The 25,074-nt window shown below is 69.7% G+C and carries 22 protein-coding genes and 1 riboswitch; of the genes, 16 read left to right on the top strand and 6 right to left on the bottom strand.

Translation table 11 applies throughout. The annotated features are described in order from the left end of the window. Nucleotides 1–4 precede the first annotated feature (4 nt). Nucleotides 5–1,894, bottom strand: a complete 1,890-nt coding sequence (thiC, locus tag O9Y01_RS05245) for a phosphomethylpyrimidine synthase ThiC (RefSeq protein ID WP_269630435.1) — start codon at nucleotides 1,892–1,894, stop codon at nucleotides 5–7. Nucleotides 1,895–2,049: 155 nt separating this feature from the next. Then, a riboswitch (TPP riboswitch) is annotated at nucleotides 2,050–2,179 on the bottom strand. Between the two features lie 211 nt (nucleotides 2,180–2,390). Here thiC and O9Y01_RS05240 point away from each other — a divergent pair. After that, a complete protein-coding gene (locus O9Y01_RS05240; RefSeq protein ID WP_269630434.1) occupies nucleotides 2,391–3,131 on the top strand; it encodes an energy transducer TonB in 741 nt (246 codons plus the stop codon). Nucleotides 3,132–3,149: 18 nt separating this feature from the next. Here O9Y01_RS05240 and O9Y01_RS05235 read toward each other — a convergent pair whose 3' ends face one another. Next, complete coding sequence (locus O9Y01_RS05235; protein ID WP_269630433.1) at nucleotides 3,150–4,076, bottom strand: LysR family transcriptional regulator; 927 nt, start codon at nucleotides 4,074–4,076, stop codon at nucleotides 3,150–3,152. A 121-nt stretch (nucleotides 4,077–4,197) separates the two neighbouring features. Between O9Y01_RS05235 and O9Y01_RS05230 the strand changes: the two genes are divergently transcribed. The 5 genes from O9Y01_RS05230 (at nucleotide 4,198) to O9Y01_RS05210 (ending at nucleotide 9,395) form a co-directional block, all read left to right on the top strand. Then, nucleotides 4,198–4,830 (top strand): FMN-dependent NADH-azoreductase, encoded by a 633-nt coding sequence (locus tag O9Y01_RS05230; RefSeq protein ID WP_269630432.1) that lies wholly within the window; start codon nucleotides 4,198–4,200, stop codon nucleotides 4,828–4,830. Nucleotides 4,831–4,929: 99 nt separating this feature from the next. Next, on the top strand, nucleotides 4,930–5,349 hold the full coding sequence (locus O9Y01_RS05225) for a DoxX family protein (RefSeq protein ID WP_269630431.1): 420 nt from the start codon (nucleotides 4,930–4,932) through the stop codon (nucleotides 5,347–5,349). A 42-nt stretch (nucleotides 5,350–5,391) separates the two neighbouring features. Further along, nucleotides 5,392–6,258: a pirin family protein gene (locus tag O9Y01_RS05220; RefSeq protein ID WP_269630552.1), complete on the top strand. Its 867-nt coding sequence runs from the start codon at nucleotides 5,392–5,394 to the stop codon at nucleotides 6,256–6,258. Between the two features lie 128 nt (nucleotides 6,259–6,386). Next, nucleotides 6,387–8,354 (top strand): GspE/PulE family protein, encoded by a 1,968-nt coding sequence (locus O9Y01_RS05215; RefSeq protein ID WP_269630430.1) that lies wholly within the window; start codon nucleotides 6,387–6,389, stop codon nucleotides 8,352–8,354. 27 nt (nucleotides 8,355–8,381) lie between these two features. After that, nucleotides 8,382–9,395 (top strand): hypothetical protein, encoded by a 1,014-nt coding sequence (locus O9Y01_RS05210; RefSeq protein ID WP_269630429.1) that lies wholly within the window; start codon nucleotides 8,382–8,384, stop codon nucleotides 9,393–9,395. A gap of 23 nt (nucleotides 9,396–9,418) precedes the next feature. On the opposite strand, the gene cueR is transcribed toward O9Y01_RS05210, so the two are convergent. Next, nucleotides 9,419–9,832 (bottom strand): Cu(I)-responsive transcriptional regulator, encoded by a 414-nt coding sequence (cueR, locus tag O9Y01_RS05205; RefSeq protein ID WP_183105681.1) that lies wholly within the window; start codon nucleotides 9,830–9,832, stop codon nucleotides 9,419–9,421. Beyond that, a complete protein-coding gene (locus O9Y01_RS05200; protein ID WP_269630428.1) occupies nucleotides 9,829–12,246 on the bottom strand; it encodes a heavy metal translocating P-type ATPase in 2,418 nt (805 codons plus the stop codon). The genes cueR and O9Y01_RS05200 overlap by 4 nt, the downstream gene beginning before the upstream one ends. Before the next feature lie 146 nt (nucleotides 12,247–12,392). On the opposite strand from O9Y01_RS05200, the gene O9Y01_RS05195 reads away from it, so the two are divergent. Both O9Y01_RS05195 and O9Y01_RS05190 read left to right on the top strand, forming a co-directional pair. After that, nucleotides 12,393–12,590 (top strand): heavy-metal-associated domain-containing protein, encoded by a 198-nt coding sequence (locus tag O9Y01_RS05195; protein WP_183105683.1) that lies wholly within the window; start codon nucleotides 12,393–12,395, stop codon nucleotides 12,588–12,590. A gap of 243 nt (nucleotides 12,591–12,833) precedes the next feature. Then, nucleotides 12,834–15,686 (top strand): TonB-dependent receptor domain-containing protein, encoded by a 2,853-nt coding sequence (locus O9Y01_RS05190; RefSeq protein ID WP_269630427.1) that lies wholly within the window; start codon nucleotides 12,834–12,836, stop codon nucleotides 15,684–15,686. A 104-nt stretch (nucleotides 15,687–15,790) separates the two neighbouring features. Here O9Y01_RS05190 and O9Y01_RS05185 read toward each other — a convergent pair whose 3' ends face one another. Next, complete coding sequence (locus tag O9Y01_RS05185) at nucleotides 15,791–16,795, bottom strand: SphA family protein (protein ID WP_269630426.1); 1,005 nt, start codon at nucleotides 16,793–16,795, stop codon at nucleotides 15,791–15,793. Between the two features lie 265 nt (nucleotides 16,796–17,060). Here O9Y01_RS05185 and O9Y01_RS05180 point away from each other — a divergent pair, with 265 nt between their 5' ends. Continuing rightward, the gene (locus tag O9Y01_RS05180) at nucleotides 17,061–17,654 is read left to right on the top strand and encodes a chalcone isomerase family protein (protein ID WP_269630425.1); all 594 of its coding nucleotides are present in this window, start codon (nucleotides 17,061–17,063) and stop codon (nucleotides 17,652–17,654) included. Between the two features lie 57 nt (nucleotides 17,655–17,711). On the opposite strand, the gene O9Y01_RS05175 is transcribed toward O9Y01_RS05180, so the two are convergent. Further along, nucleotides 17,712–18,455, bottom strand: a complete 744-nt coding sequence (locus tag O9Y01_RS05175) for a TetR/AcrR family transcriptional regulator (RefSeq protein ID WP_269630424.1) — start codon at nucleotides 18,453–18,455, stop codon at nucleotides 17,712–17,714. 174 nt (nucleotides 18,456–18,629) lie between these two features. Here O9Y01_RS05175 and O9Y01_RS05170 point away from each other — a divergent pair, with 174 nt between their 5' ends. The 7 genes from O9Y01_RS05170 to bioD are packed head-to-tail and all read left to right on the top strand — an operon-like array spanning nucleotide 18,630 to nucleotide 25,074. Then, on the top strand, nucleotides 18,630–20,237 hold the full coding sequence (locus O9Y01_RS05170; RefSeq protein WP_269630423.1) for a carboxyl transferase domain-containing protein: 1,608 nt from the start codon (nucleotides 18,630–18,632) through the stop codon (nucleotides 20,235–20,237). A gap of 39 nt (nucleotides 20,238–20,276) precedes the next feature. Continuing rightward, the gene (locus tag O9Y01_RS05165; RefSeq protein WP_269630422.1) at nucleotides 20,277–20,531 is read left to right on the top strand and encodes a type II toxin-antitoxin system VapB family antitoxin; all 255 of its coding nucleotides are present in this window, start codon (nucleotides 20,277–20,279) and stop codon (nucleotides 20,529–20,531) included. Further along, nucleotides 20,518–20,919 (top strand): type II toxin-antitoxin system VapC family toxin, encoded by a 402-nt coding sequence (gene vapC / locus O9Y01_RS05160; RefSeq protein ID WP_269630421.1) that lies wholly within the window; start codon nucleotides 20,518–20,520, stop codon nucleotides 20,917–20,919. Before O9Y01_RS05165 ends, vapC begins: the two co-directional genes overlap by 14 nt. A gap of 12 nt (nucleotides 20,920–20,931) precedes the next feature. Continuing rightward, nucleotides 20,932–21,714 carry an enoyl-CoA hydratase/isomerase family protein gene (locus O9Y01_RS05155; protein WP_269630420.1) on the top strand — a complete coding sequence of 261 codons (783 nt, stop codon included), beginning with the start codon at nucleotides 20,932–20,934 and terminating at the stop codon, nucleotides 21,712–21,714. A 9-nt stretch (nucleotides 21,715–21,723) separates the two neighbouring features. Beyond that, nucleotides 21,724–23,136: an aminotransferase class III-fold pyridoxal phosphate-dependent enzyme gene (locus tag O9Y01_RS05150; protein ID WP_269630419.1), complete on the top strand. Its 1,413-nt coding sequence runs from the start codon at nucleotides 21,724–21,726 to the stop codon at nucleotides 23,134–23,136. Continuing rightward, nucleotides 23,126–24,355 carry an 8-amino-7-oxononanoate synthase gene (locus O9Y01_RS05145; RefSeq protein ID WP_269630418.1) on the top strand — a complete coding sequence of 410 codons (1,230 nt, stop codon included), beginning with the start codon at nucleotides 23,126–23,128 and terminating at the stop codon, nucleotides 24,353–24,355. Before O9Y01_RS05150 ends, O9Y01_RS05145 begins: the two co-directional genes overlap by 11 nt. Further along, nucleotides 24,352–25,074, top strand: coding sequence for a dethiobiotin synthase (gene bioD / locus O9Y01_RS05140; RefSeq protein ID WP_269630417.1), 723 nt, complete (start codon nucleotides 24,352–24,354; stop codon nucleotides 25,072–25,074). The genes O9Y01_RS05145 and bioD overlap by 4 nt, the downstream gene beginning before the upstream one ends.

The raw sequence follows: 25,074 nt of genomic DNA, 5'->3' as shown, positions 1-25,074 counted from the left end.
GGCCTCAGGCCTTCTGGATGGGGATGTAGAGCTCGCCGCCCTGGGCCTTGAACTCCTCGCTCTTGGCCTGCATGCCGGCCTCCTGCTCCAGCTTGGCCGAGTAGTCGCGCACGTCCTGCGTGATCTTCATGGAGCAGAACTTGGGGCCGCACATGGAGCAGAAGTGGGCGACCTTGGCGCTGTCCTTGGGCAGGGTCTCGTCATGGAATTCGCGCGCCGTCTCGGGGTCCAGGCCGAGGTTGAACTGGTCTTCCCAGCGGAACTCGAAGCGGGCCTTGGAGAGCGCATCGTCGCGGGCCCGCGCGCCGGGGTGGCCCTTGGCGATGTCGGCCGCGTGGGCGGCGATCTTGTAGGCCATCAGGCCCTGCTTGACGTCCTCGCGGTCGGGCAGGCCCAGGTGCTCCTTGGGCGTCACGTAGCACAGCATGGCGCAGCCGAACCAGCCGATCATCGCGGCGCCGATGCCGCTGGTGATGTGGTCGTAGCCGGGGGCGATGTCGGTGGTCAGCGGGCCCAGGGTGTAGAAGGGCGCTTCATCGCAGTGCTTGAGCTGCTCGGTCATGTTGGCCTGGATCATGTGCATGGGCACATGGCCGGGGCCTTCGATCATGGTCTGGACCTCGTGCTTCCAGGCGATCTTGGTCAGCTCGCCCAGGGTGCGCAGCTCGGCGAACTGGGCCTCGTCATTGGCGTCCGCCAGCGAGCCGGGGCGAAGGCCGTCGCCCAGCGAGAAGCTGACGTCGTAGGCCTTCATGATTTCGCAGATCTCCTCGAAGTGCGTGTAGAGGAAGTTCTCGCGGTGATGCGCGATGCACCACTTGGCCAGGATGGAGCCCCCGCGCGAGACGATGCCCGTGCGGCGCTTGACCGTCATCGGCACGAAGGGCAGGCGCACGCCGGCGTGGATGGTGAAGTAGTCCACCCCCTGCTCGGCCTGCTCGATCAGCGTGTCGCGGAAGAGCTCCCAGGTCAGCTCCTCGGCCACGCCGCCGACCTTCTCCAGCGCCTGGTAGATCGGCACGGTGCCGATGGGCACGGGGCTGTTGCGGATGATCCAGTCGCGGGTGGTGTGGATGTTGCGGCCGGTGCTGAGGTCCATGACCGTGTCCGCGCCCCAGCGCGTGGCCCAGACCAGCTTCTCGACCTCTTCCTCGATGGAGGAGCTGACCGCCGAGTTGCCGATGTTGGCGTTGACCTTCACCAGGAAGTTGCGGCCGATGATCATCGGCTCCAGCTCCGGGTGGTTGATGTTGGCGGGGATGATGGCGCGGCCGCGGGCGATCTCGTCGCGCACGAATTCCGGCGTGATGACGTCCGGGATGCTGGCCCCGAAGGGGTTGCCGGCCAGGCGCTGCTGGCGCTCGGCGTCGGCCTCGTACTCGCGCATCCATTCGAGGCGCTGGTTCTCGCGGATGGCCACGAACTCCATCTCGGGCGTGATGAGGCCGCGACGCGCGTAGTGCATCTGGCTGACGTTCGCGCCCGCCTTGGCCCGGCGCGGCTGACGCTGCAGCCCGGCGCTGAGCTCGCGCAGGCGCAGCTGCTGTTCCTGGTCGCGCAGGCCGTCGTCGATCAGCTGGAGGGGGCGGCCCTCGTAGGCCTGCGTGTCTCCGCGTGCCTCGACCCAGGCTGCACGCGGCGTGGGCAGGCCTTTCTTGACGTCGATGGCGGCGCCGGGATCGGTGTAGGGGCCGGAGGGATCGTAGACGCTGATGCGCTCGCCATTGGTCAGCGCGATCTCGCGCAGCGGCACGCGCAGGTCCGGATGGAGCTGGCCAGGCAGGTGGATCTTGCGCGAGGCCGGCAGGGGCTCGCGCGTGAGTTGCAGGGACTGGCTCAGGGATTGAGCCAGGGGGCTGTCGGCGTCCAGGCCGGGGTCGGTGATGCTGTTCATGCGCGGTCTCCAGGTGAGGTCCGGAGGCCGAGCAGGACGGGTCGGGGCGCGAGGGCGCCAGCGAGGCGTTCAGGGGGTGGGGCCATGGATGCCGCGGTACGCCATCGAGGGTGGATGGCGGCCCTGGGTCCAGGGCCCGCAGCCCCGGCAGGAAGCACGGGCTGGCAGGCTCTTCTTACGCCGGTACGAACCGGATCAAGTTCAGCGGGTCCATGGCTTCCACCACGTCTCAGCCCGACGCCAAAGCCATCGCCTTGGCGCATCAGGGCTCCCCGGAGCAAGCCGCGAGTATAGAAGCAAGCGTGCGATCTGCACGCCGGCTCGGGGGAATCCCGCAGTGCCGCTTGCAGACCGGTGCGAGACACTTGTTACTGAAAGTCATAGGCGCTAGAGACCGCCTGCTTTGTTGAATCAGAACAGCGGACGCACCCACAGAGGTGCCGCCGTTCGTGGGATGGCACGACGCCGTGCCAGGGGTCTTAGGGTTGCAATGAGCATGTCCACCAAGCTGTATTCCGCCACCGCGTTGGCGCTGGCCTGCCAGTTGCTGTTCAGCGTTCCTGCGTCTGCCCAGACGGCCGAGCCGGCCGGCAAGGCGGGGTCCGCCTCGGGCATCAGCGACTCCGACCGTGCCAAGCGGGACGCCGACAAGGTCCTGCAATGGATCAAGTTCCACGCCACGCATTCCGCCAAGCCTGAGGCGCCGGCCCCGGCACCCAAGCCGGCGCCGGCCGCCAAGGCGCCGGCACCCAAGCCCGCCGTCGCCACGGCGCCGGCCCCGACGCCCGCCGCCGCGGCGCCGACCGCTCAGGCGGCAGCTTCCGCGCCCGCCCCGGCGGCCAGCCAGGAGCAGCAGCTCGCTGCCAGCCGTGAGCCCGAGGCGCCGGCGCCCAAGCCCGAGCTGGTGGCCGCAGCCCCGGCCACACCGCCTGCACCGCCGGCCACCGAGCCCACCCGCGCCGCGCCCGCGCCCGAGCCGGAGGAAGAGGTGGCCCTGCGCCTGATCCAGAAGGTCGACCCCGACATCCCCCGCCAGCTGGCCAGCAATATCCGCAGTGGTTCGGTGATGGTGCGCTTCCAGGTCAAGCCGGATGGCACGACCACCAAGGTCGAGAGCCTGGGCAACGCCAACAAGCGCCTGGCCTCCAGCGCCATCGCGGCGGTCCAGCAATGGAAGTTCGCGCCCATCCCCAAGCAGCGCGAAGCCACCGTGGAGATCGGCTTCAAGCTGGACTGAGCCGGCTCGGCCGGCGCCTCAGCCGGCCACCGCCTTGGGGCAGCGGCTGAGCACCTCCACCATGGCGTCCAGGAAGGCCCGGGTGCGCAGCGGCATCAGGCGGCGCTCCGGGAAGACGGCCCAGCAGGGCACCGGCGGCAGCTCCCAGTCGGGCAGCACCCGCACCAGTTCGCCCCGGTCCACGAAGGGCTGCGCAAAGTGCGAGCCCACGGCGGTGATGCCCACGTCGGCGCAGGCCATGCGCAGCAGCATGTCGGGCGCGTTGACCAGGGTCTTGAGCTGCGGCAGGCCTTCCCAGTGCTCCCGCGTCGGGTCCTCGCCTCGGCGCAGCTTCCAGGGCTGGGCGTCGCCATGGCGGCTGAGGATCATCAGCCCGTGCATGCTGCTGAGTGCCTCGGGCAGCTGCGGCTCGCCATGCAGCGCCAGATAGCCCGGCGAGGCATAGAGCCCGGTGCCGATGAGGGCCAGGCGCCGCGCGGCCAGCTGCGAGTCTTCGGGCAGCGTGCCCATGCGGATGGCCAGGTCGAAGCCCTCGGCGATCAGGTCCACGCGCCGGGGTGAGAGGTCCAGCTCCAGCTGCACCTCGGGGTTGTCGCGCACGAAGCGGGCGAGCATGTCGGGCAGGGCCTGCTGGGCGAAGTCCCCGGGCATGGACACCTTGAGCCGCCCGCGCGGCCGTTGCTGGCGGTGCAGGGCCAGCGCCAGCGCGCCGTCGACCTCCGAGGCCACCACCCGCGCATGCTCCAGCACGCCCTGGCCGAACTCGGTGAGCGCCAGCCGCCGGGTGGAGCGCTGCAGCAGTTTCTCCCCCAGGCGCTCCTCCAGCGCGGCCATGCGGCGCGACACCGTGGACTTGGGCAGATGCAGGCGCTCAGCCGCCCGGCTGAAGCTGCCGGCCTCCATCACGCGGGCAAAGAGCAGCAGGTCGTCGGCTTCCAGGCTCATCGGGATTGTTCCTTTGGTGGAACAATCTTATCCATTTCGCGATCTTCCGGTGCTCCTGTGCGATCAATAAAGTTCAGCCATGCCATCAACACGCCGCGCCGCGGCGACCAAGGAGCCCGGTATGAACATTCTGCAAATCAACACCAGCGCCCGCCGCCTGCAAGACAACGGCCAGGGCTCCCACTCCACCCGCCTGGCCAATGAGCTGGTCGCGGCCCTGCGCGAGCACCAGCCCGCTGCCCAGCTGAATGTGCTGGACCTGGGCCAGCAGTCCCTGCCCGAGCTCGACGAAGCCACACTCCAGGCCCTGTTCACCCCGGTCGAGCAGCGCAGCGAGGCCCAGGCCGCCCGCGTGGCCCAGGACATGGCCCTGATCGAGCAGGTCAAGGCCCAGGACGTGCTGGTGCTGGCCGTGCCCATGATCAACTTCGGCATCCCCACGCAGCTGAAGCACTGGATCGACGCCATCGCCAAGGCCGGCGTCACCTTCCGCTACACCGCCAACGGCCCCGAGGGCCTGCTGTCGGGCAAGAAGGTCTACATCGTGCTGACCCGCGGCGGCATCTACCGCGACCAGCCGGCCGACACCATGGTGCCCTACCTGAAGACCGTGCTGGGCTTCCTGGGCATGACGGACCTGCACTTCATCTACGCCGAGGGCCTGGCCATGGGTCCCGAAGCCGAGGCCCGCGGCCTGGCCGGCGCCCGTGAGCAGATCGCCGCCCTGTTCCAGGCAGAGGCCCAGCCTGCCTGAGGGTAAGTCCTGGCCTGCGAAGGCGGTCTGCTGACGCGGGGCATGTCACCATCGCGCGCATTTCAACGGGGCCCCGAGGTCCGCGAGGAGGAGCGCAAGATGCTGGCAGCCTGGATCAGAAGCGAGCCCACACAGGCTCAGGTGAGCGTGACGCTGGTGCGATGGGCGGTGGCGCTCGTCATCCTGATGCACCCGCTGCACGGTTACTTTCACGCGGAGAACATTCCGCGTTTCGGCGAGTACCTGTCCTCGCTGGGCTTCCCCTTCGGCGGGGCCCTGGCCTGGGCGGTGCTGCTGACCCAGACGGCCGCGAGCCTGCTGATGCTGGCGGGCCGCCTGGTGGTGCCGGCCTGCGCAGCCCACGTGGTGGTGCTCCTGACCGGGATCGTGGTGTTTCACTACCCCCTGGGCTGGTACGTCGTTGGCCCGGGAGAGGGCGGCATGGAGTTCAGCGTGCTGATGATCAGCTGCCTCCTTGCCGTCGCCTGGGCCCACTGGCCCCGGCGCCGCGGCCCCTGAGCCGCGGCCCGCATCGAAAGGAGAGTCCTCATGCAAGCCAGCCTGCAAACCCTGCAGCAGACCTTGAACCAGCCGCGCCAGGTCGAACGCCTGGTCACCGGCCAGCCCACCAGCGATGGCGCGGGCGTCAAGCTGACCCGGGTGCTGACCCACCCCCTGCAGCAGCGCCTGGACCCCTTCCTGATGCTGGACGCCTTCGGCTCCGACCAGGCCGACGACTACATCGCCGGCTTCCCCGACCACCCGCACCGCGGCTTCGAGACCATCACCTACATGCTGGAAGGCCGCATGCGCCATCGCGATTCGGCCGGCCACGAGGGCCTGCTGCAGAGCGGCGGCGTGCAGTGGATGACGGCGGGTCGCGGGGTGATCCATTCCGAGCTGCCGGAGCAGGAAGCGGGCCGCATGGAGGGCTTCCAGCTGTGGCTCAACCTGCCGGGCCGCAACAAGCTCTGCGAGCCCTGGTACCGCGACATCCCGAGCAGCGAGATCCCGCAGTGGGAAGGCGAGGGCGTGGTGGTGCGCGTCATCGCCGGCGAGCACCGCGGCGTGGCGGGCGCGGTACAGCGCGAGCACACCGAGCCCGTCTATCTGGACGTGCACCTGCCGCCCGGCGCCCGCTTCGAGCACGCCCTGCCGGACAGCCACAACGCGTTTGTCTACGTCTACCGCGGCGCCGTGCGCTTCGACAGCGGCTGCACCGTGCCGCAGCAGCGCATGGCCATCATGGCCAACACGCCGGGCAGCGACGGCGTGCGCCTGCAGGCGGGCGAGGAGGGCGCGCGGCTGTTGCTGATCGCCGGCCGGCCCCTGGGCGAGCCCATCGCGCAGTACGGCCCCTTCGTGATGAACACCGAGGCGGAGCTCATGCAGGCGGTGCGCGACTTCCAGAGCGGCCGCCTGGCCTGAGGCCCGCTCCGGGGGCGGTCCGCCTCGATTGACATTGCTCAAGAACTGCGAGGCTAGTGCAGCGAGTCGTGGCGCCGGCGCAATTTGCACATTGTGCGACGTGCGCCCGTGCGTTCACACTTTGTTGCATGAGCACGAATTTGCAGTACGAGCACGACACCGTCCCCGCCGCTCTGGACGCCCTGGCCCATGCCGCCTCGCCCGGCGGCGCCCGGACCAGCACACAGGTCCACACCGATCTGGACCAGCTCTGGCAGCAGATGCAGGGCGGCCCCGTGGCCCGCGCCGCGCGCCTGGGCGAGGCCTTGATCGAGGCCGGTCTGCTGAGCCGCCCGCAGCTGCAGCGGGCCCTGGGCCGGCAGCTGGGCGCCGTGCCCCATGTGCCCCTCGGCGAGCAGCTGGTCAAGGACGGCGTGCTGACCCCGGCCCAGCTGCGCCAGATGCTGGCCGCCTGGCAGGGCGTGCCCACCGTGGACCTGGGCTGCGTGCGGCCCGAGCCCGATGCCCTGGCCCAGATCCCGCGCATGATCGCGCTGCGAGAGTCGGTCTGCCCGCTGATGGTGCGGGCCGACGTGCTGGTGGTCGCCGTGGCGGACCCCTGGGACCAGCACCTGCTGGAGGTGCTGCGCTTCGTCTCCGAGCTGCATGTGAAGCCGGTGCTGGCGCGGCCTGGCACCCTGCTCCCCGCCATTGCCCGGGCCTACCAGCAGGACCTGGCCGGCATCGCCAAATCATCGGGCGAGATGCCGGACAGGGCCATCGCGCCGGCCGCCCAGGCCGCCACCATCCGCGAGCTGGCCCAGCAGCTGGCGGAGGCCGAGAACGTGTCGGGCGACACCGAGGTGGGCGTGGTGGCCGAGTCGGACAACACGCTGGTGCGCCTGGTCAACCGCCTCATCGCCGATGCCATCGAGCTGGGCGCCTCGGACATCCACATCGAAGCCTCCGATGCGCCGCGCCCCGTGCGCATCCGCCTGCGCATCGACGGTGACCTGCTGCGCTATCTGGAGCTGCCCAGCCGCGTGCGCTTCGCGCTGGTCGCCCGCCTGAAGATCATGGCGGACCTGGACATCTCCGAGCACCGCCGCCCCCAGGACGGCAAGATCGACTTCAGCCGCTTCGGCGGTCCGCCCGTCGAGCTGCGCCTGGTGACGGTGCCCACCAACACCGGCCTGGAAGACGTGGTGCTGCGCCTGCTGGGCGGCATGAAGCCGCTGCCGCTGGACGAGATCGGGCTCTCCCTGAGCAATCTGGAGGGGCTGCGGCGGGTGATGAGCAAGTCCTACGGCCTGCTGCTGATCTGCGGCCCCACGGGCTGCGGCAAGACCACCACCCTGCACTCGGTGATGCGCGAGCTCAACGAGGACAAGCGCAAGATCTGGACGGCCGAGGACCCCATCGAGATCACCCAGGAGGGCCTGCGCCAGGTGCAGGTCAATGCCCGCATCGGCTGGACCTTCGCGGCGGCCATGCGCACCTTTCTGCGGGCCGATCCGGACGTGATCATGATCGGCGAGATGCGCGACGAGGAGACCGCGCGCATCGCCATCGAGGCCTCGCTGACCGGCCACCTGGTGATGTCCACCCTGCACACCAACTCGGCGCCCGAGAGTGTGACGCGGCTGCTGGAGATCGGCCTGGACCCCTTCATGTTCTCGGACTCGCTGCTGGCCGTGCTGGCCCAGCGCCTGGTGCGCCGCCTGTGCCGCGACTGCCGCGTGGTGGAGCCCCTGGACGAGCGGGCCGCGCACTCCCTGGCCCAGCTCTACCTGCAGACGCCCCCGCCGGGCCTGTCTCCCGATGCCCTGCTGGCCCATTGGCGCGATCGCTTCGGCGTCGGCGGCCAGCTGATGCAGTACCGCCACCATGGCTGCGATGCCTGCGGCGGCACGGGCTACCGCGGGCGCCTGGGCATCCACGAGCTGCTGGTGGCCGACGACGCGCTGCGCATCCTGGTGCGGCGCCGCGCCCCGGCCGCCGAGATGTTCCAGCTGGCCCTGCAGTCGGGCATGCGCACCCTGCGCCAGGACGGCATCGAGAAGGTGCTGGCCGGCCTGACCGACCTCCCCGAGGTGCTGGCCGCCAGCAACCAGTGAATCACCTGTGACCTGAAGGAGCCCCCGATGAAGCCGACACCCGCCTCCGCCCTCCTGGCCGGCCCCCTGAGCCTCGAAGTGCCGGCCCTTCTGCTGAGCAGCCTGGGCGAATGGCTGGCCCGCCATGCCCTGCGGCTCCAGGCCGCGGCCGGTGATCCGGGGCTCGTCCTGCAGGCAGGCACCGAGCTGGAGCAGCTGGGCCTGGAGATGCAGGCCCTGGTCCATGCCTTGCGGGGCACCCGGCCGGCAGCAGCCGAGCCCGTGGACCTGCAGGCCGCGGCCGCCCAGGCCCTGCAGCAGTGGCAACCGGCCTGGCAGAAGGCCGGGTTGCAGGCCGAGCTGCAGGCTGGGCCCGCCCTGGTCCAGTCGCTGGACGCCGGTCTTCTGCAGCACGCCCTGGACCTGATGCTGGGCCATGGTCTGTCGGGCGGGCGCGATGTGCGCCTCGGTGTGGCGGCCCTCGACGAGTCGCGCCAGGTGTTGCGCCTGTCGGGCGTGGGCCAGGCGGCCAGCGAGGACGAGCTCCACTGGCAGCTGCTGCGCCTGCTGGCCCGGGCGCGAGGCTGGGCCCTGGAGCGGCGCGAAGGTCAGCACGCCGGCACGGTGGACCTGACACTGCACCTGGGACATCTCGACGCCGAGCCCGAGAGCGTCGAGGACGAACGCCTGCCGCGCCGCCGCCTGGACCGGGCCCTGCGGGTGCTGGTCCTGGATCCGCATGAGCCCAGCCGCGTCGAGAGCGCCCGCCTGCTGGGCCAGGCCGGCCTGGCCTGTGATTGCCTGGCCAACCTGGACCAGGCGCGTGAGCTGCTTGCCGGCGCCGATCCGGGCTGGAATGCGCTGGTCTCTGGCATTCCCGCCGACGCGTCCGGCATGACCGACTTCGCCGCCCGCCTGCGGGAGCGCTACGGCCTGCGCCGCTGGATCGAGCTGGTGGACGAGGACTTCCGCTTCGACATCGGCGTGCCCGACGGCTCACGCCCGGCGCGCCTGGGACGGCAGGATCTCAAGAACACCCTGCTGGCGGCGCTGGCGGCCTGAGTCAGCGGCTGCCCCCGGCCGCTTCACTCGGCGGCCGGCCCTCCTGCCAGGCCGTCCAGGATGGGGCAGTCGGGGCGCTCGTCCCCATGGCAGCACTGGGTCAGCTGCAGCAGGGTCTGGCGCATGGCCTGCATCTCTGCCAGTCGGCGGTCCAGGTCGGCGATGTGGGCCTGCGCGATCTTCTTGACCTGGCTGCTGGCACGGCGCCGGTCCTGCCACAGCTTCAGCAGCTCGGCGATCTCGGCCATGGAGAAGCCGAGGTCCCGCCCGCGGCGGATGAAGCGCAGGATGTGGACCTCGCGCTCGCTGTACTGGCGGTAGCCGGCGTCGGTGCGCGAGACCTCGCCCAGCAGCCCCAGGCTCTCGTAATGGCGCAGCATCTTGGCCGACACGCCAGAGCGGGCCGCGGCTTCGCCGATGTTGAGCAGTCCGTTCATTCGCGCGGCCTCCAGCGCTGCAGCAGCAGCGCATTGCTGATCACGGTGACACTGGACAGCGCCATGGCCGCGCCCGCGATCACGGGGCTGAGCAGGCCCAGTGCCGCCAGCGGGATGCCCACGACGTTGTAGGCAAAGGCCCAGAAGAGGTTCTGGCGGATCTTGGCCACGGTGCGCCGCGACAGGGCAATGGCCTCGGCCACCAGACGCGGATCCGAGCGCATCAGGGTGATGCCGGCGGCGTGCATGGCGACGTCGGTGCCGCTGCCCATGGCCAGGCCCACGTCGGCGGCGGCCAGCGCCGGCGCGTCGTTGATGCCGTCGCCCACCATGGCCACGCACTGGCCACCGGCCTTGAGCGCGGTCACCTGCTGGGCCTTGTGCTCAGGCAGCACCTCGGCGTGCACTTCGTCCAGGCCCAGCTCGCGCCCCACGGCTTCGGCGGCACCGCGGTTGTCTCCGCTCAGCAGCACGGTGCGCACCCCCAGCCGGCGCAGCTGCGCGATGGCCTCGCGGGAGCTCGGCTTGACCGGGTCGCCGAAGGCCAGCAGGCCCAGCAGCTCGGGCGCCGCAGCCGCCTCCGTGCGGCGAGCCAGCCAGGAGAGGGTCCGCCCCTGCGACTGCAGGGCCTGCGCGCGGTCCTGCAGGGCGCCGAGGTCCACGCCCAGCTCCTGCATGTAGCGGCTGCTGCCGAGCATCAAGCGCTCGTTCTCGAGCATGGCCTCCAGCCCGCGGCCGGCCACGGCACGGAAATCGGTGGGCTTTGGCAAGACCTGACCCCCGCCTTCCGGGCGTGCCTGCCACGAGGCCAGCACCGCCTTGGCCAGCGGGTGCTCGCTGCCCTGCTGCAGGATGGCCGCCAGGCGCAGCAGGCCGGTGTCGTCGATGAGGGGGCTGGCCTGCAGGTCCAGCAGCCTGGGGTGACCTTCGGTGAGCGTGCCGGTCTTGTCGAAGGCGACGACCTGCAGCTTGCGGGCCAGCTCCAGCGCCTCTGCGTCCTTGATCAGCAGGCCGCGGCGTGCCGCCACGCCGGTGCCGGCCATCAGCGCGGCAGGCGTCGCCAGGCCCAGGGCGCAGGGGCAGGCGATGACCAGCACCGCCACGGCATGCAGCAGGGCGCGTTCCCAGTCGCCGGTGCCGAAGCCCCAGGCCAGCAGGGTCAGGACGGCCAGGACCACCACCACCGGCACGAAGACGGCGCTGACCTGGTCGACCAGACGCTGGATGGGCGCCTTGCCCGCCTGCGCCGATTCAACCAGGCGCACGATGCGCGACAGCGTCGACTCCGCACCCAGCGCACGCACCTCCAGCAGCAGCAGGCCCTCGCCATTGACGGCGCCGCCGATGACGGCCTCGCCCACGCCCCTCGGCACGGGCAGGCTCTCGCCCGTGATCAGGGACTCATCCACATGACTGGCGCCTTCCAGCACGGTGCCGTCGACCGGGATGCGCTCGCCCGGCCGCACCACCACGCGGTCGCCCAGCATCAGGGCGGCCACGGGCAGCTCCTGCTCGCTGCCGTCGGCGCGGCGCTTGCGGGCGGTCTCGGGGCGCAGCTGGCGCAGGGCGCGGATGGCCTCGGTGGTGCGGTGCTTGGCGCGGGCCTCCAGGTGCTTGCCCAGCAGCACGAGCGTGATGACCACGGCAGCGGATTCGAAGTACAGCGACATGCTCATGGGGCCGTGGCGCAGCAGCTCGTAGACCGAGAGTCCGTAGGCTGCGCTGGTGCCCAGGGCGACCAGCAGGTCCATGGTGCCGCTGCCGGCCTTCAGTGCGGCCCAGCCCTTGCGATAGAAGCGCGCGCCCATCAGGAACTGCACCGGCGTGGCCAGGACCAGCTGGATCCAGCCGTTGAGCATCCAGTGGGCGCCCCAGAGCATGCCCACCATGGGCAGGACCAGGGGCAGGCTCAGCAGCACGGCGAGGACCAGGCCCAGCCGCCCCTCCTGCAGGGACTGCCAGAGGCTTTGTGGCTCCTCGCCCGCCGGCTCGCTGCCGTCGTCCAGCAGGCGGGCCCCATAGCCGGCCTGGGTGATGGCGGCGATGAGGGCGTCGCTGTCGGTGTTGGACAGGGCACGCACGCTGGCGGTCTCTGTCGCCAGGTTGACGCTGGCCTCCAGCACCCCCGGCAGCTTGCGCAGCACCTTCTCGATGCGGCCGACGCAGGACGCGCAGGTCATGCCCGTGATGTGCAGCTGCCATTGCCTCTCGCGCAGGCCGTAGCCCCCCTTGCGCAGGGCCTGGGCCAGGTCCTGCAGACTGGGCTGGCCGCTGAGGTCGGCCTGTTCGGTGGCCAGATTGACCGTGACGGCGCTGACGCCGGGCACCTGTCCCAGCAGGCGCTCAACACGTTTGACGCAGGACGCGCAGCTCATGCCCGTGACGGGCAGGCTCAGGGTGGCGGATGTGTTCATGGCTGCAGTCTCAAGCTTCACCTGATGGTAAGGTCAAGCGCCCGACGATGCCCGTTCGGGCAGTGAGGAAAGCCGCCAGCGGCTTGACCTTGCCATGATGGGAATGATTAAGCTGCGGCCGTCATCGAACCCGTGAGGAACCCATCATGAGCAGCTTCCACCTTCCCGACATGAGCTGCGGCCATTGCGTGGCCGCCATCACCGAGGCCCTGAAGGCCGCCGATCCCGAGGTCCGCCTGGAGTTCCAGCGCGAGGCCCGCACGGTGCAGGTTCAGAGCCGTCTGGACGACGCCCGCCTGGCCGCCCTGCTGAGCGAGGCGGGCTACCCACCCGCTGCTGGCTGAGCGCGCCGCCCTGAGGAATCAGGGTTTGCCCTTGATTTGATGTTCGTACTGTGAAGCACAGGGTTTGCCTGTAGCTAACACGCATCGAAATGCGGCTCTTTGTGCCGATGTGCTGCGTTGTTTGTAAAGCTGGTGAAACAATTGCCCCTCGCTCAGCTGTGGGGGCCCTTTGCGGTTCCGGCGGGCGCAACACCAAGAACGCCCCTCGCCGCAGTGAGGGGCTCGTTGAACAGAGGGTTTCCCATGTCTCGCTATATCGATCGTCAGGGCAAGCTGGCCCTGACCAGCATTGCCATCGCCAGCAGCCTGAGCTGTGGTGCAGCCAGCGCCGCTGAGCCGCAACAGCTGGAACGGGTTGAAATCATCGGCAGCCACATCAAGCGTGTGGATGCCGAGGGTTCGTCTCCGGTGCAAGTGGTGCGTCGTGAGGACATCGCCAAGAGCGGTGCCGGCACCGTCCGTGAGCTGATCGGTCAGCTCGCCGCCAGCACCGGCAGCCTCAGCGACCTCGGTGGCAGCAACAACTTCGCCGGCGGCGCCAGCTCGGCCTCGCTGCGCAACCTGGGCAAGCAGTCCACCCTGATCCTGCTGAACTTCCGCCGCGTGGCCTCCTACCCGCTGGCCGACTACAACCAGGTCTTCACCAACATCGACACCCTGCCGGTGGAAGCCGTGGAGCGCGTGGAAATCCTGCGCAGCGGCGGCTCCTCGCTGTACGGTTCGGATGCCGTGGCCGGTGTGATCAACATCATCACCCGCCGCGACTTCCAGGGTCTGATCGGCAAGGTCACGTCCGAGACCTCGCTGCAGAACCAGCGCTTCGACAACAAGGCCGTCACCCTGACCGCCGGCTTTGGCGATCTGGCCAAGGACCGCTTCAACGTGCTGGCCAACGTCGACGTCTACACCCGCGAGACGGTGATGTGGAACGAGGTGCTGGACGACGTGAACCCGGCCTACGGCAAGTACTCCAGCGGCTACGGCACCCCCTCGAGCTATTCCTATCCGGGCAACGTGATGTCCAAGCTGCCCAACGGCAAGCTGGGCCTGGTGCCGGTGACTGGCTGCGCCGAGTCCAGCATCATCAACGGCCTGTGCCAGTACAACCGCTACGAGCGCTTCGAGGCCCAGCCCTCGTCGGACCGCGTGACGGGCATCGTTTCTGGCAAGTACCAGTTCAACGCGGACCTGCAAGGCTTCGCCGAGGCCGTGTTCGCCCGCAACAAGACCAGCTACCAGAGCGCGCACCCGGCCTATGGCTCGGCCCTGGGCGCCACGGTGTGGGGGGATCCCAGCACCAACGGCCTGTTGAGCTACCGTGACCGCGGCCTGCCCGCCGGCCACCCGCTGAACAACACGGGTGCCGAGGCCGAATTCCGCTATCGCTTCGTCGACTCCGACGCCAGCAAGCGCTCCACCACCGACCAGTACCGCGTGCTGGCCGGCCTGAAGGGCACGACGGGCAACTACGACTGGGAGACCGCCGTCGGCGCCATGGGTGGCAAGACCCGTTCGGACCAGCGCGGCTCCTTCAGCGTGAAGGGCTTCAAGGAAGTCATCGGTGACTACACCAAGCCGGTGCTGGATGCTGACTTCTTCAACAAGCCCAACGGCTACAAGATCGGCCAGCAGAACAGCGCCGAAGTGCTGAACAAGCTCTTCCCGGTGTTCGGCTACGACGCCCGCATCACGCAGTACTTCGCCGACGCCCGCGTGTCGGGTGAAGTGGGCAACCTGCCGGCCGGCCCGATCGGCTTCGCCGCCGGTGCCGAAGTGCGCCGCGAGGAAATGAAGATCACCCCGACCGGTGGCCTGCAGAACGGCGACATCGTCGGCTACGGCTCGGTCAGCGCCAATGCCTCGCGCAGCTTCTCGGCCTTCTTCGGCGAGGCGAACATCCCGGTGTTCAAGTCCCTGGAGCTGCAGGCCGCCGGCCGCGTGGACAAGTTCCCCGGCATCTCGGCCCACTTCTCGCCCAAGCTGAGCGCCCGCTTCCAGCCGATGCGTGACCTGCTGTTCCGCGGCACGATCGAAAGCGGCTTCCGCGCCCCGAACCTGACCGAGAGCGCCCCCTCGACCAAGTTCGCCTTCAACAACGGCGTCAACGACCCGAAGCGCTGCAAGGCCGCCACGGACTACGCCCGCGACCTGAAGGCCGATGCCGCCAAGCTGCCCAACAGCGATCCGAACAAGCAGCTGCTGATCGCCAAGGCTGACAACGTGGTGGGCGAGTGCTCGCGCGGCGTCGCCAGCATCGTGGCCCACAACCCGGACCTGAAGCCCGAGACCTCGGTCAGCCGCACCCTGGGCATGGCCTTCTCGCCGGCCAAGGACGTGTCGGTGACCGTCGACTACTGGCACATCGTTCGCAAGGACGAGATCGGCCGCAAGTCCACCAATGACCTGCTGAACGTCGAGGACACCCTGGCGCCCGGCATCGTCAACCGCGACAGCCTGGCCAACGATCCCATCTTCGACGCCGCAGCGCAGGCCAAGTACGGCGTGACCGCCGGCCGTCTGTCCTCGGTGGTGGCCAGCTTCGAGAACCTGTTCCGCACCAAGACCTCGGGCATCGACCTGGGCTTCAAGGCGCAGCGCTCGACCGACATCGGCACCCTGGGCCTGGACCTGGACCTGACCTACCTGATCCAGCTGAAGAACTGGAGCCCGCTGCTGGGCACGAACGGTGGCTACGGCGACAACCTGGCGGGCCGCTACACCTACCCGCGCTGGAAGTCCAAGCTGGCGCTGTCGCACAGCCTGGGCAAGGTGGCTCAGCAGCTGAGCTTCCACTACCAGAACAGCACGGCCCTCAACAGCGACTTCAACTCGGCCGCATGGACCGTGGCGGACTGCGCCAAGACCAAGGGCCTGGCTGAAGACCAGTGCCGCTATGGCGCCTACTCGCGCGTGGACTACAACATCAGCTACAGCCCCATCAAGGCGCTGCGCCTGAGTGCCAACGTCCGCAACCTGCTCGACACCCGTCCGCCGGTGGACTACCGCGGCTTCGGTGTTGGCGGCATCATTCCGCCGGACCGCGAGGACGTGCAGGGCCGCATGCTGCGCCTGAGCGCCGAGTACACCTTCTATTGATCCTGCTGAGGGCGGCCGCGGTTTCGCGGCTCTCCCAAGCAAAAGGCCGGGCAGATGCCCGGCCTTTTTTCGTTCACGGCGCCTCAGTGGCGCGCGCCCGGGGTTCAGTCCAGTCGCAGGTTCAGGCGCACCCAGGTGGTCGTGCCCTGGGGGCGGTTGCGCACGGCGAATTCCTTCAGCACCTTCACGTCGGCCGACCACACGCCGTCTTCGGACACGTAGGCCAGCATGGGGCCCAGGGCGCGCACGCGGGCCTTGTTGCCGCCGGCGGCCACGCCGGGGCCGTTGTCGTTCGTGGTCTGCTCGACCAGATAGCCCTGCAGGCCCAGGCGCCAGGCGTCGTTGACGCGGTACATGGCGGCGTAGTCGGCATGCAGGTACTGGCCGGAGCGCACCTCGGTGTCGGTGTTGCGGGTGTTGACCGAATAGGTGGCGCGCAGGCCCAGCTCCAGGCCGTTCTCCCAGACCTTGGACGCCAGCACCAGCGGGCGCACCGTCCAGAACTTGCCGGCACCGGGGTTCACGGCCCGCTGGGCGTCGTAGGCGCCGGTGGGGGCGACCACGCTGAGGCCCAGGACCAGGCGGCTGTCGTCCTGCTGCCAGTCCACGAAGCCGGCGAGGTCCAGGTCGCCCTGGCCGCTCTTGCTGCCGGAGCGTTGGGCGCCCTGCTGGTCCAGCAGGTTCTGCACGGCGGCGGCGGCACCGGCCGGCGCGCCGGCGGGCAGGGTGGCGCTCAGGTGGATGTCATTGCGCTGGCGCACCAGGGGCAGGGTGGCGGAGAAGCCCAGGCGGCCGTCGGCCACCAGCTTCTCGGTGACCCAGGTGCCGCGGGCCACGAAGACATCGGCCTCGATCTCGCCCTGGATCTGCACCGGCAGCGTGCCCAGCGGGGTGGCGGCCTGCGTCTGCAGGGCCTGGCCGTCGTCGCCCTTGAGGCGGCGGGCGCTGTAGTGCTGCAGCCAGAGCTGGCCGTACCAGCCGGGGAACTGGGGCGTGGCGAGCTCGTAGCTGGGGGCGCCCAGCAGCGCGCGCAGCTGGCCGTTTTCGGTGGCCAGCGCAGAGCCCATGGGGGCCAGGGCAGCGAGGAGGGCCAGGGTGTACTTCTTCATGGGTGGTCCTGAAAGCCGGGTTTGGAAAGCATGCGGCCGCAGACGCCGGGGGAATCGGCGTCGAGCGGCAACACGGGGGAATGGGGCGGATGCTGCCAGCCTTGGCGTGAAATGCACAGCGATCCGGCTAGAGAGGACTGCCGAATCGCGGCGTCTTGCGCAATCTTGCCGCCCCGGCCTGCTGCGCGTCGAGGCGCACTTCTTCATAATCCGCGCCCTGGCAGTACCTTCCCGATGTGGCGCTGCCGCATGTCAAGGAGACAAGATGCTGCAATACCTGCGACCCCTCGCGATGGGCCTGCTCCTGCTGGCCGGTGCCGCACAGGCGAGCGATGTCAAGTTCGAAGGCTTCGAATTCCCGGCCACCGCCGCCGTGGGCAACCAGACCCTGGTGCTCAACGGCGTGGCGGCGTCCAGCATTCTCTCGACGCGTTCCACCGTCGTGGCCTTCTACCTGCCCAGCAAGCAGACGACCATGGATGGCGCCACCGGCGTCAAGGGCCCCAAGCGCATCCAGTTCTACATGCTGCGTGCCGTGTCCGCCAAGGACCTGGCCAATGCCATGCTGGACCGCATCCGCCAGAACGTGACGACCGAGGAGTTCTCGGCCAATGTGATCGCCACCTCGCAGCTGGGCGCCGTCTTCGGCCAGCGCAGCAAGGTCAGCAAGGGCGACCTCGTGGTGATCGACTACAACCCGGTGGAGAAGAACACCGAGTTCTCGCTCAATGGCAAGCGCCTGGGTGACCCGATTGCCGGCGAAGCCTTCTTCCCGATGATGATGAAGGTGTGGATCGGCCCCAAGGTGCGCGACTCCACCCGCGAGGGGCTGCTGGGCCTCACCAAGCTCGAAGGCTGAGCCCTCGGCCGCCTCGCCCCACAGACGCCCCGCCGGGGCGTTTTTTCATGGGGCCGATCAAGCCTGTTCGAGGGCGCGCTGCAGTGCGTCCTTCAGGCCGCGCAGGCGCAGCAGCTCCTCGTCCGGCGCCTGCAGGGCGGGCCACAGCAGGGCGACGAGGTCGCGCGCGCTCTGATCCACATTGATCTGCCGCCCGGCGATGATCACCTCCCACAGCATGTGCTCCATGGGGCCGAAGACCAGGGAGCGCAGCATGCGCAGGGGGATGTCCTGACGCACCTGCCCGCGCTGCTGGCCGCGCGAGAGCAGCTCCATCAGCGGCGCGGTGTAGCGGCGCTGCAGCTCGATGAAGGCCTCGCCGAACTCGCTGCCGCCGGTGATGTCGGCCTCGCGCTTGCGGCCTTCGGAAAGCACCAGCTCGCACAGGCCCGTGCCCTGGATCAGGAACAGCCGCAGATGGGTGTGGACCACGAACTCCAGCTGCTCGCGGATGGGCGCCTCGCGGGGCAGGCCCTGCTCGATGGCCTCGATGATCTCGTCGTACCAGTCGGCGATCACCCGCATGCACAGCTCGCGCTTGCCGCGGAAGTAGGTGAAGACGGTGGCCTCGGAGATGCCCAGGCGCTTGGCGATCTCGATGGTGGTGGCCCGCTCGTAGCCCTTGGCGGCGAAGACCTCGCGGCCCACGCGCAGGATGTCCCGCACCCGCTGCTCGGCCTTGGCGCCGGCGGGCGCGCGGCGCTGCATGGCAGGCGGCGCCGCGGGGGCGAGGGGGATGGCGCTGTGGGCGGGGGAGCTCATGCGGGCCATTCTCCCCGAAATTCTGAGTTGAACTCAAGTCTTGCTTGCTGGGGGTCGTTCCTCTGTCGTATCCTCTTGGCTTCGCGAACCCGGCGAACACGATTCAATGGGTTTCACATGATGAATTGAGCTTGACTCAGATCAGGCTCCGCACCCCGCCCGCCAGGAGACACCATGTCCGTGCTGCACAGCAAGCTCAACGCGCGCTCCGCCGATTTCAAGGCCAATGCCGAGGCCATGCAGGCCTTGATCGCCGACCTCAACGCCCGCCTGGCCAAGATCGCCGAGGGTGGCGGCGAGGCGGCCCGCGCCAAGCACACGGCCCGCGGCAAGCTGCTGCCGCGCGACCGCGTGGAGATGCTGCTGGACCCCGGCACGCCCTTCCTGGAGATCGCGCCCCTGGCCGGCCTGAATATGTACGACAACGCCGCGCCGGGCGGCGGCATGATCGCCGGCATCGGCCGCGTCAACGGCGTGGAGTGCGTGATCGTCTGCAATGACGCCACGGTCAAGGGCGGTACCTACTACCCCGTCACCGTCAAGAAGCACCTGCGCGCCCAGGAGATCGCCGAGCAGAACAAGCTGCCTTGCGTCTACCTGGTGGACTCCGGCGGCGCCAACCTGCCCAACCAGGACGAGGTCTTCCCGGACCGCGACCACTTCGGCCGCATCTTCTACAACCAGGCCAATCTCTCGGCCCAGGGCATCCCGCAGATCGCCGTGGTGATGGGCTCCTGCACCGCCGGCGGCGCCTATGTGCCGGCCATGAGCGACGAGACCATCATCGTCAAGAACCAGGGCACCATCTTCCTGGGCGGCCCGCCCCTGGTGAAGGCTGCCACCGGCGAGGTGGTGAGCGCTGAGGACCTGGGCGGCGGCGACGTCCACACCCGCCTCTCCGGCGTGGCCGACCACCTGGCCGAAAACGACACCCACGCCCTGGCCCTGGCCCGCAACGTGGTCGCCAGCCTGAACCGCACCAAGCCCCAGCCCCTGCGTCTGCAGGCGCCCCAGGCCCCGCTGTTCGACCCGGCCGAGCTGCACGGCGTGATCCCCACGGACACCCGCAAGCCCTTCGACGTGCGCGAGGTCATCGCCCGCATCGTGGACGGCTCCGCCTTCGACGAGTTCAAGGCCCGCTACGGCAACACCCTGGTCTGCGGCTTTGCCCACATCGAGGGCATGCCCGTGGGCATCGTGGCCAACAACGGCATCCTCTTCGCCGAGAGCGCCAACAAGGGCGCGCACTTCATCGAGCTGTGCTGCCAGCGCAAGATCCCGCTGGTCTTCCTGCAGAACATCACGGGCTTCATGGTGGGCCGCAAGTACGAGAACGAGGGCATCGCCCGCGCCGGCGCCAAGATGGTGACGGCCGTGGCCTGCGCCAACGTGCCGAAGTTCACCGTGATCATCGGCGGCTCGTTCGGCGCCGGGAACTACGGCATGTGCGGCCGCGCCTACTCGCCCCGCTTCCTCTGGATGTGGCCCAACGCCCGCATTTCGGTGATGGGCGGCGAGCAGGCGGCCAGCGTGCTGGCCACGGTCAAGCGCGACGGCATCGAGGCCAAGGGCGGCCAGTGGAGCGCCGACGAGGAAGAGGCCTTCAAGGCCCCCATCCGCCAGCAGTACGAGGACCAGGGCCACCCCTACTACGCCAGCGCCCGCCTCTGGGACGACGGCGTCATCGACCCGGCCGACACCCGCCGCGTGCTGGCCCTGGGTCTTTCCGCCTCGCTGAACGCGCCCATCCCGGACGCCAAGTTCGGCGTCTTCCGCATGTGATGTATACAATGTGTGCTCCTTCAGGAAAACGTACACATCATGCGCACGAATATCGAGATCGATGACGAGCTGATGGCGAAGGCCCTGCAGGCCGGCCCCTTCAAGACCAAGAAGGAAGCGGTCGAGGCCGGGCTGAAGCTGCTGGCGCGCCAGGCGGCCTACCGCGAGCTGCTCAAGTGGCGCGGCAAGCTCAAGTGGGAAGGCGGTGATGACGTCGACTGGGCCGCCGCGCCCGAGTCCGCGCCGCTGGCCGTCCACGAACCGGCTCCGGGGGAGCGCCGTGCTCGTCGTTGATTCCAGCGTCTGGATCGACTTCTTCTCGGGTGCCGCGCACCCGGCCGTCGATCAGCTGTCCGCGCTGCTGGAGCAGGGCGAGCTGCGCCTCGTGGTGCCGGACCTGGTGCTGTTCGAGGTCCTGCGCGGCTTCCGCCACCCGCGCGAACTGCGCCAGGCCACGCTGCTGATGCAGAGCCTGGCCGTCGAGACCACCGGCGGCGAGGCGCTGGCCATGGCCGCTGTCGACCATTACCGCAATCTGCGCGCCCAGGGCTACACGGTGCGCAGCCCCATCGACGTCCTGCTGGCCACCTTCTGCATCGAGAACGACTACGCCCTGCTGCACAAGGACCGCGACTTCGACGCCCTGGAGGTCCACCGCGGCCTCAAGGTCTGGAAGCACTGACGAGAGAACCCCATGACGAGCACGCTCAAGATCGAACGCGAGGGCCACGTGGCGCGCGTCACCCTCAACCGCCCCGATGTGCGCAACGCCTTCAACGAGGGCGTCATCGCCGAGCTGACCGCGGCCTTCGCCACGCTGGGGCAAGACCTGGCCCTGCGCGCCATCGTGCTCGCCGCCGAGGGCAAGGCCTTCTGCGCCGGGGCCGATCTCAACTGGATGAAGGCCATGGCAGGCTATAGCTGGGACGAGAACCACGCCGATGCCAGCCGCCTGGCCGAGATGCTCTGGACGATCTACAGCTGCCCCGTGCCCGTGATCGCCCGCGTGCAGGGCGATGTCTACGCCGGCGGCGTGGGTCTGGTTTCGGTGTGCGACATGGTCGTGGCGGTGGAGGGCGCGGGCTTCTGCCTGTCCGAGGCCAAGCTGGGGCTGCTGCCGGCCACCATCGGCCCGTACGTCGTGCGTGCGCTGGGCGAGCAGGCCTCGCGCCGCTACTTCGTGACCGCCGAGCGCTTCGGCGCCGCCGAGGCCCACCGGCTGGGTCTGGTGCATGAGCTGGCCACGCCCGAGACGCTGGACGCCAAGGTGCAGTCGCTGGTCGACGCGCTGTGCGCCAACGGCCCGGCCGCCGTGCGCGCCTGCAAGCGGCTGGTCCAGGACGTCGCCCATCATGAGATCACGCCGCAGCTGCGCGACGACACCGCGCGCCGCATCGCCGACATCCGAGCGTCCGCCGAGGGCCGTGAAGGCGTGCAGAGCTTCCTGAACAAGTCCAAGCCGTCGTGGCTCGCCTGACCCCGGACCATGGCTGACGACCGCTCCACCGCCGCCTTGCAACGCCGCAGCCTCGACGCGGTGTGGCACCCCTGCACGCAGATGGCGCGCGCCGAGCGCGTGCCGCCCCTGCCCATCGCCCGTGGCGAGGGGGCCTGGCTCTTCGACTTCGACGGCCAGCGCTACTTCGACGCCAACAGCTCCTGGTGGGTCAACCTCTTCGGTCATGCGGACGCCGGCATCAACGCCGCCATCAAGCAGCAGCTGGACACCCTGCCGCACGTGATGCTGGCTGGCTGCACGCATGAGCCCGCCATCCGCCTGGCCGAGCGCCTGAGCGCACGCACGGGCGGCGCGCTGGGCCACGTCTTCTTCGGCAGCGACGGCGCCAGCGCGGTGGAGATCGCGCTGAAGCAGAGCTTCCACAGCTGGCGCAACCTGGGCCAGGCCGAGAAGCGCGAGTTCGTGTGCCTCAGGAACGGCTACCACGGCGAGACCATCGGTGCGCTGGCCGTGACCGACGTCGCCATCTTCCGCGATGCCTACGACCCCCTGCTGATGCGCGCCCACATCGTGGACTCGCCCGACAGCCGCCTGGGCAACGAGGCCGCGGCACTGACCGCGCTGCGCACGCTGCTGGCCGAGCGCCATGCCCACATCGCCGCCGTGATCCTCGAGCCCCTGGTGCAGGGCGCGGCCGGCATGGTGATGCATTCGCCGCACTACCTGCGCCAGGTGCGGGCGATGACCCGCGAATTCGGCGTGCACCTGATCGCCGACGAGATCGCCGTGGGCTGCGGGCGGACGGGGCAGTTCTTTGCGTGGCAGCACACGCTGACAGCCGGCGAGCTCGCCAGCGCCGGGCCGTCCCAAGCTGGCGAAGCCCCCGTGGGGAGCAGCTCGCTTGCGAGCGAGCGTGGGGGCGAGCAGTCCCGGTGGCCTGACTTCATCCTGCTCTCGAAGGGCATCACCGCCGGCACGCTGCCCTTGTCGCTGGTGCTCACCACCGACGCCATCTACCGCGCCTTCTGGTCCGAGGACGTCACCCGCGGCTTCCTGCATTCGCACTCCTACACCGGCAATGCGCTTGCCTGCGCCGCGGCCAACGCCGTGCTGGACCGCTTCGATGCCGGCCAGCTCCAGCACAACGCAGAACAGGCTTCGCAATTGGCCGAGGCCTTTGCCCCGCTGGCGAAGCATGCGCGCGTGGCCCATCTGCGCCAGCAGGGCATGATTCTGGCCTTTGACGTGGAGGAGGCGCCTGCGGGCTTTGCCGAGGCCTTCCACCTGGCCGCGCGGCGGCATGAGCTGCTGATCCGCCCCATTGGCCGCACGGTCTACCTGATGCCGCCCTACCTGATCGACGCCTCCGTGGCGCGCTGGCTGGCGGAGGCGGTGCGTCGCACCCTGGCCGATCTCTTCCCTGAATCCGATGTTGCTTGATCACCTGCAATCCAAGCTGCGCGCCATTGAAGCGCAGTCCCTGACCCGTTTCCTGCGCGAGGCGGAAAGCCCCACCGCGCCGCACCAGACCGTGCGCGGCGCCGATGGCATTGCCCGCGAGCTGCTGATGTTCTGCAGCAATGACTACCTGGGCCTGGCCGCCCATCCGCGCATTGCCGAGGCCCTGGCCGAAGGCGCGCGGCTCTATGGCGGCGGCAGCGGGGCCTCGCCCCTGGTCAGCGGCCATTCGGTCGCGCACAAGCGCGTGACCGACACCCTGGCCGACTGGTTCTCGCCCCACATCCCCCACGCTCGCGCGCTGGGCTTCTGCACCGGCTACATGGCCAATCTGGCCGTGGTGACGGCGCTGGGCGACGTCGAGGCAGAGATCTTCTCCGAGAGCCTCAACCACGCCTCCCTGATCGACGGCACGCGCCTGGCCCGCGCCAGGACCACGCGCTACGGCCATGCCGATGTCGCCGGCCTGCGCGACCTGCTGGCGGCCAGCACGGCCAAGGTCAAGCTGATCGTCACCGATGCCGTCTTCAGCATGGACGGCGACATCGCCCCGCTGCCCGCGCTGCTGGCACTGGCCGAGGAGTTCGACGCCTGGCTGATCGTCGATGACGCCCATGGCTTCGGCGTGCTGGGTGCGAAGGGCCGGGGCTCGCTGGAGCACTTCGACCTGCGCAGCGAGCGCCTGATCCTCGTCGGCACCCTGGGCAAGGCCGCGGGCCTGGCCGGCGCCTTCGTCGTCGCTCACGAGACCATCACCGAGTACCTGCTGCAGGCGGCGCGCAACTACATCTTCTCGACCGCCTCGCCGCCCGCCGTGGAGCATGCGCTGCTGACCAGCTTCGACCTCATCGAGAGCGAGATCGGCCAGGCGCGCCGTGAGCACCTGAAGGCCCTGCAGCAGCAGCTGGCCCAGGGCATCAAGGCCCTGCTCAAGCGCCACCGCGGCCTGCCCTGGCGCCTGGCGCCCAGCGAGACACCCGTGCGCCCGCTGATCGTGGGCGGCAACGCCGAGGTGATGCAGCTGGCCGCGCGCCTGGAGCGCGAAGGCCTGCGGGTGCCCGGCATCCGTCCGCCGACCGTCGCCGTGGGCGAGGCGCGCCTGCGCATCACGCTGTGCGCGACGCATACCGCGGCCGACGTCGATCGCCTGCTGGCCGCGCTCGAAACTGCAGCGGCCGACATGGAAAGGGCGGCGGCATGAGCGTCCGCTTCCAGGGCCTGTTCATCACCGGCACCGACACCGAGATCGGCAAGACCTGCATCACCGCGGGGCTCACCCACGCCCTGGCCGAGGCCGGTGCGCGCGTGGTGCCGGTGAAGTCCCTGGCCGCGGGCCAGGTGCAGGACGCGCAAGGCCAGTGGGTCAACGAGGATGTGCAGCAGCTGCACGCCGCCCAACGCCTGGGCCTGACGCCCGCGCAGGTGGGCCCCGTGCAGTTCCGTGAGCCCTGCGCGCCGCACATCGCGGCACGTCTCGAAGGCAAGACGCTGGACCGCGAACCGCTGCTGGCTGCCATCCGCGCCAGCGCACGGCTCGGCGAGCTGGCCCTGGTCGAAGGCGTGGGCGGCTTCCGCGTGCCCCTCAACGACGCCTACGACACCGCCGACCTCGCCGTGGACCTCGCCCTGCCCGTGCTGCTGGTCGTGGGCCTGCGCCTGGGCTGCATCAACCACGCGCTGCTGACGGCCGAGGCCGTCCGCGCCCGCGGCCTGCGCCTGGCCGGCTGGGTGGCCAACACGGCCGATCCGCATCAGCCGCATGTGGCCGACAATGTCGCCGCGCTGGCCGCCCGCCTTGGGGCGCCTTGCTGGGGCCACGTGCCCCGCCTTCCCGATCCTTCTCCCGCGGCCGTCGCCGCGCATTTCTCGCTGACGCCAGCGGCCCTGCTGCAGGCTGTGCGGCAAGTCCAGGAACCCTGA

The organism is Pelomonas sp. BJYL3, from assembly GCF_027257975.1.
Lineage (GTDB): Bacteria > Pseudomonadota > Gammaproteobacteria > Burkholderiales > Burkholderiaceae_C > Roseateles_B > Roseateles_B flavus.
The sequence above is the reverse complement of the archived record's forward strand: the minus strand, read 5'-3'. Positions and strand labels throughout refer to the sequence as shown.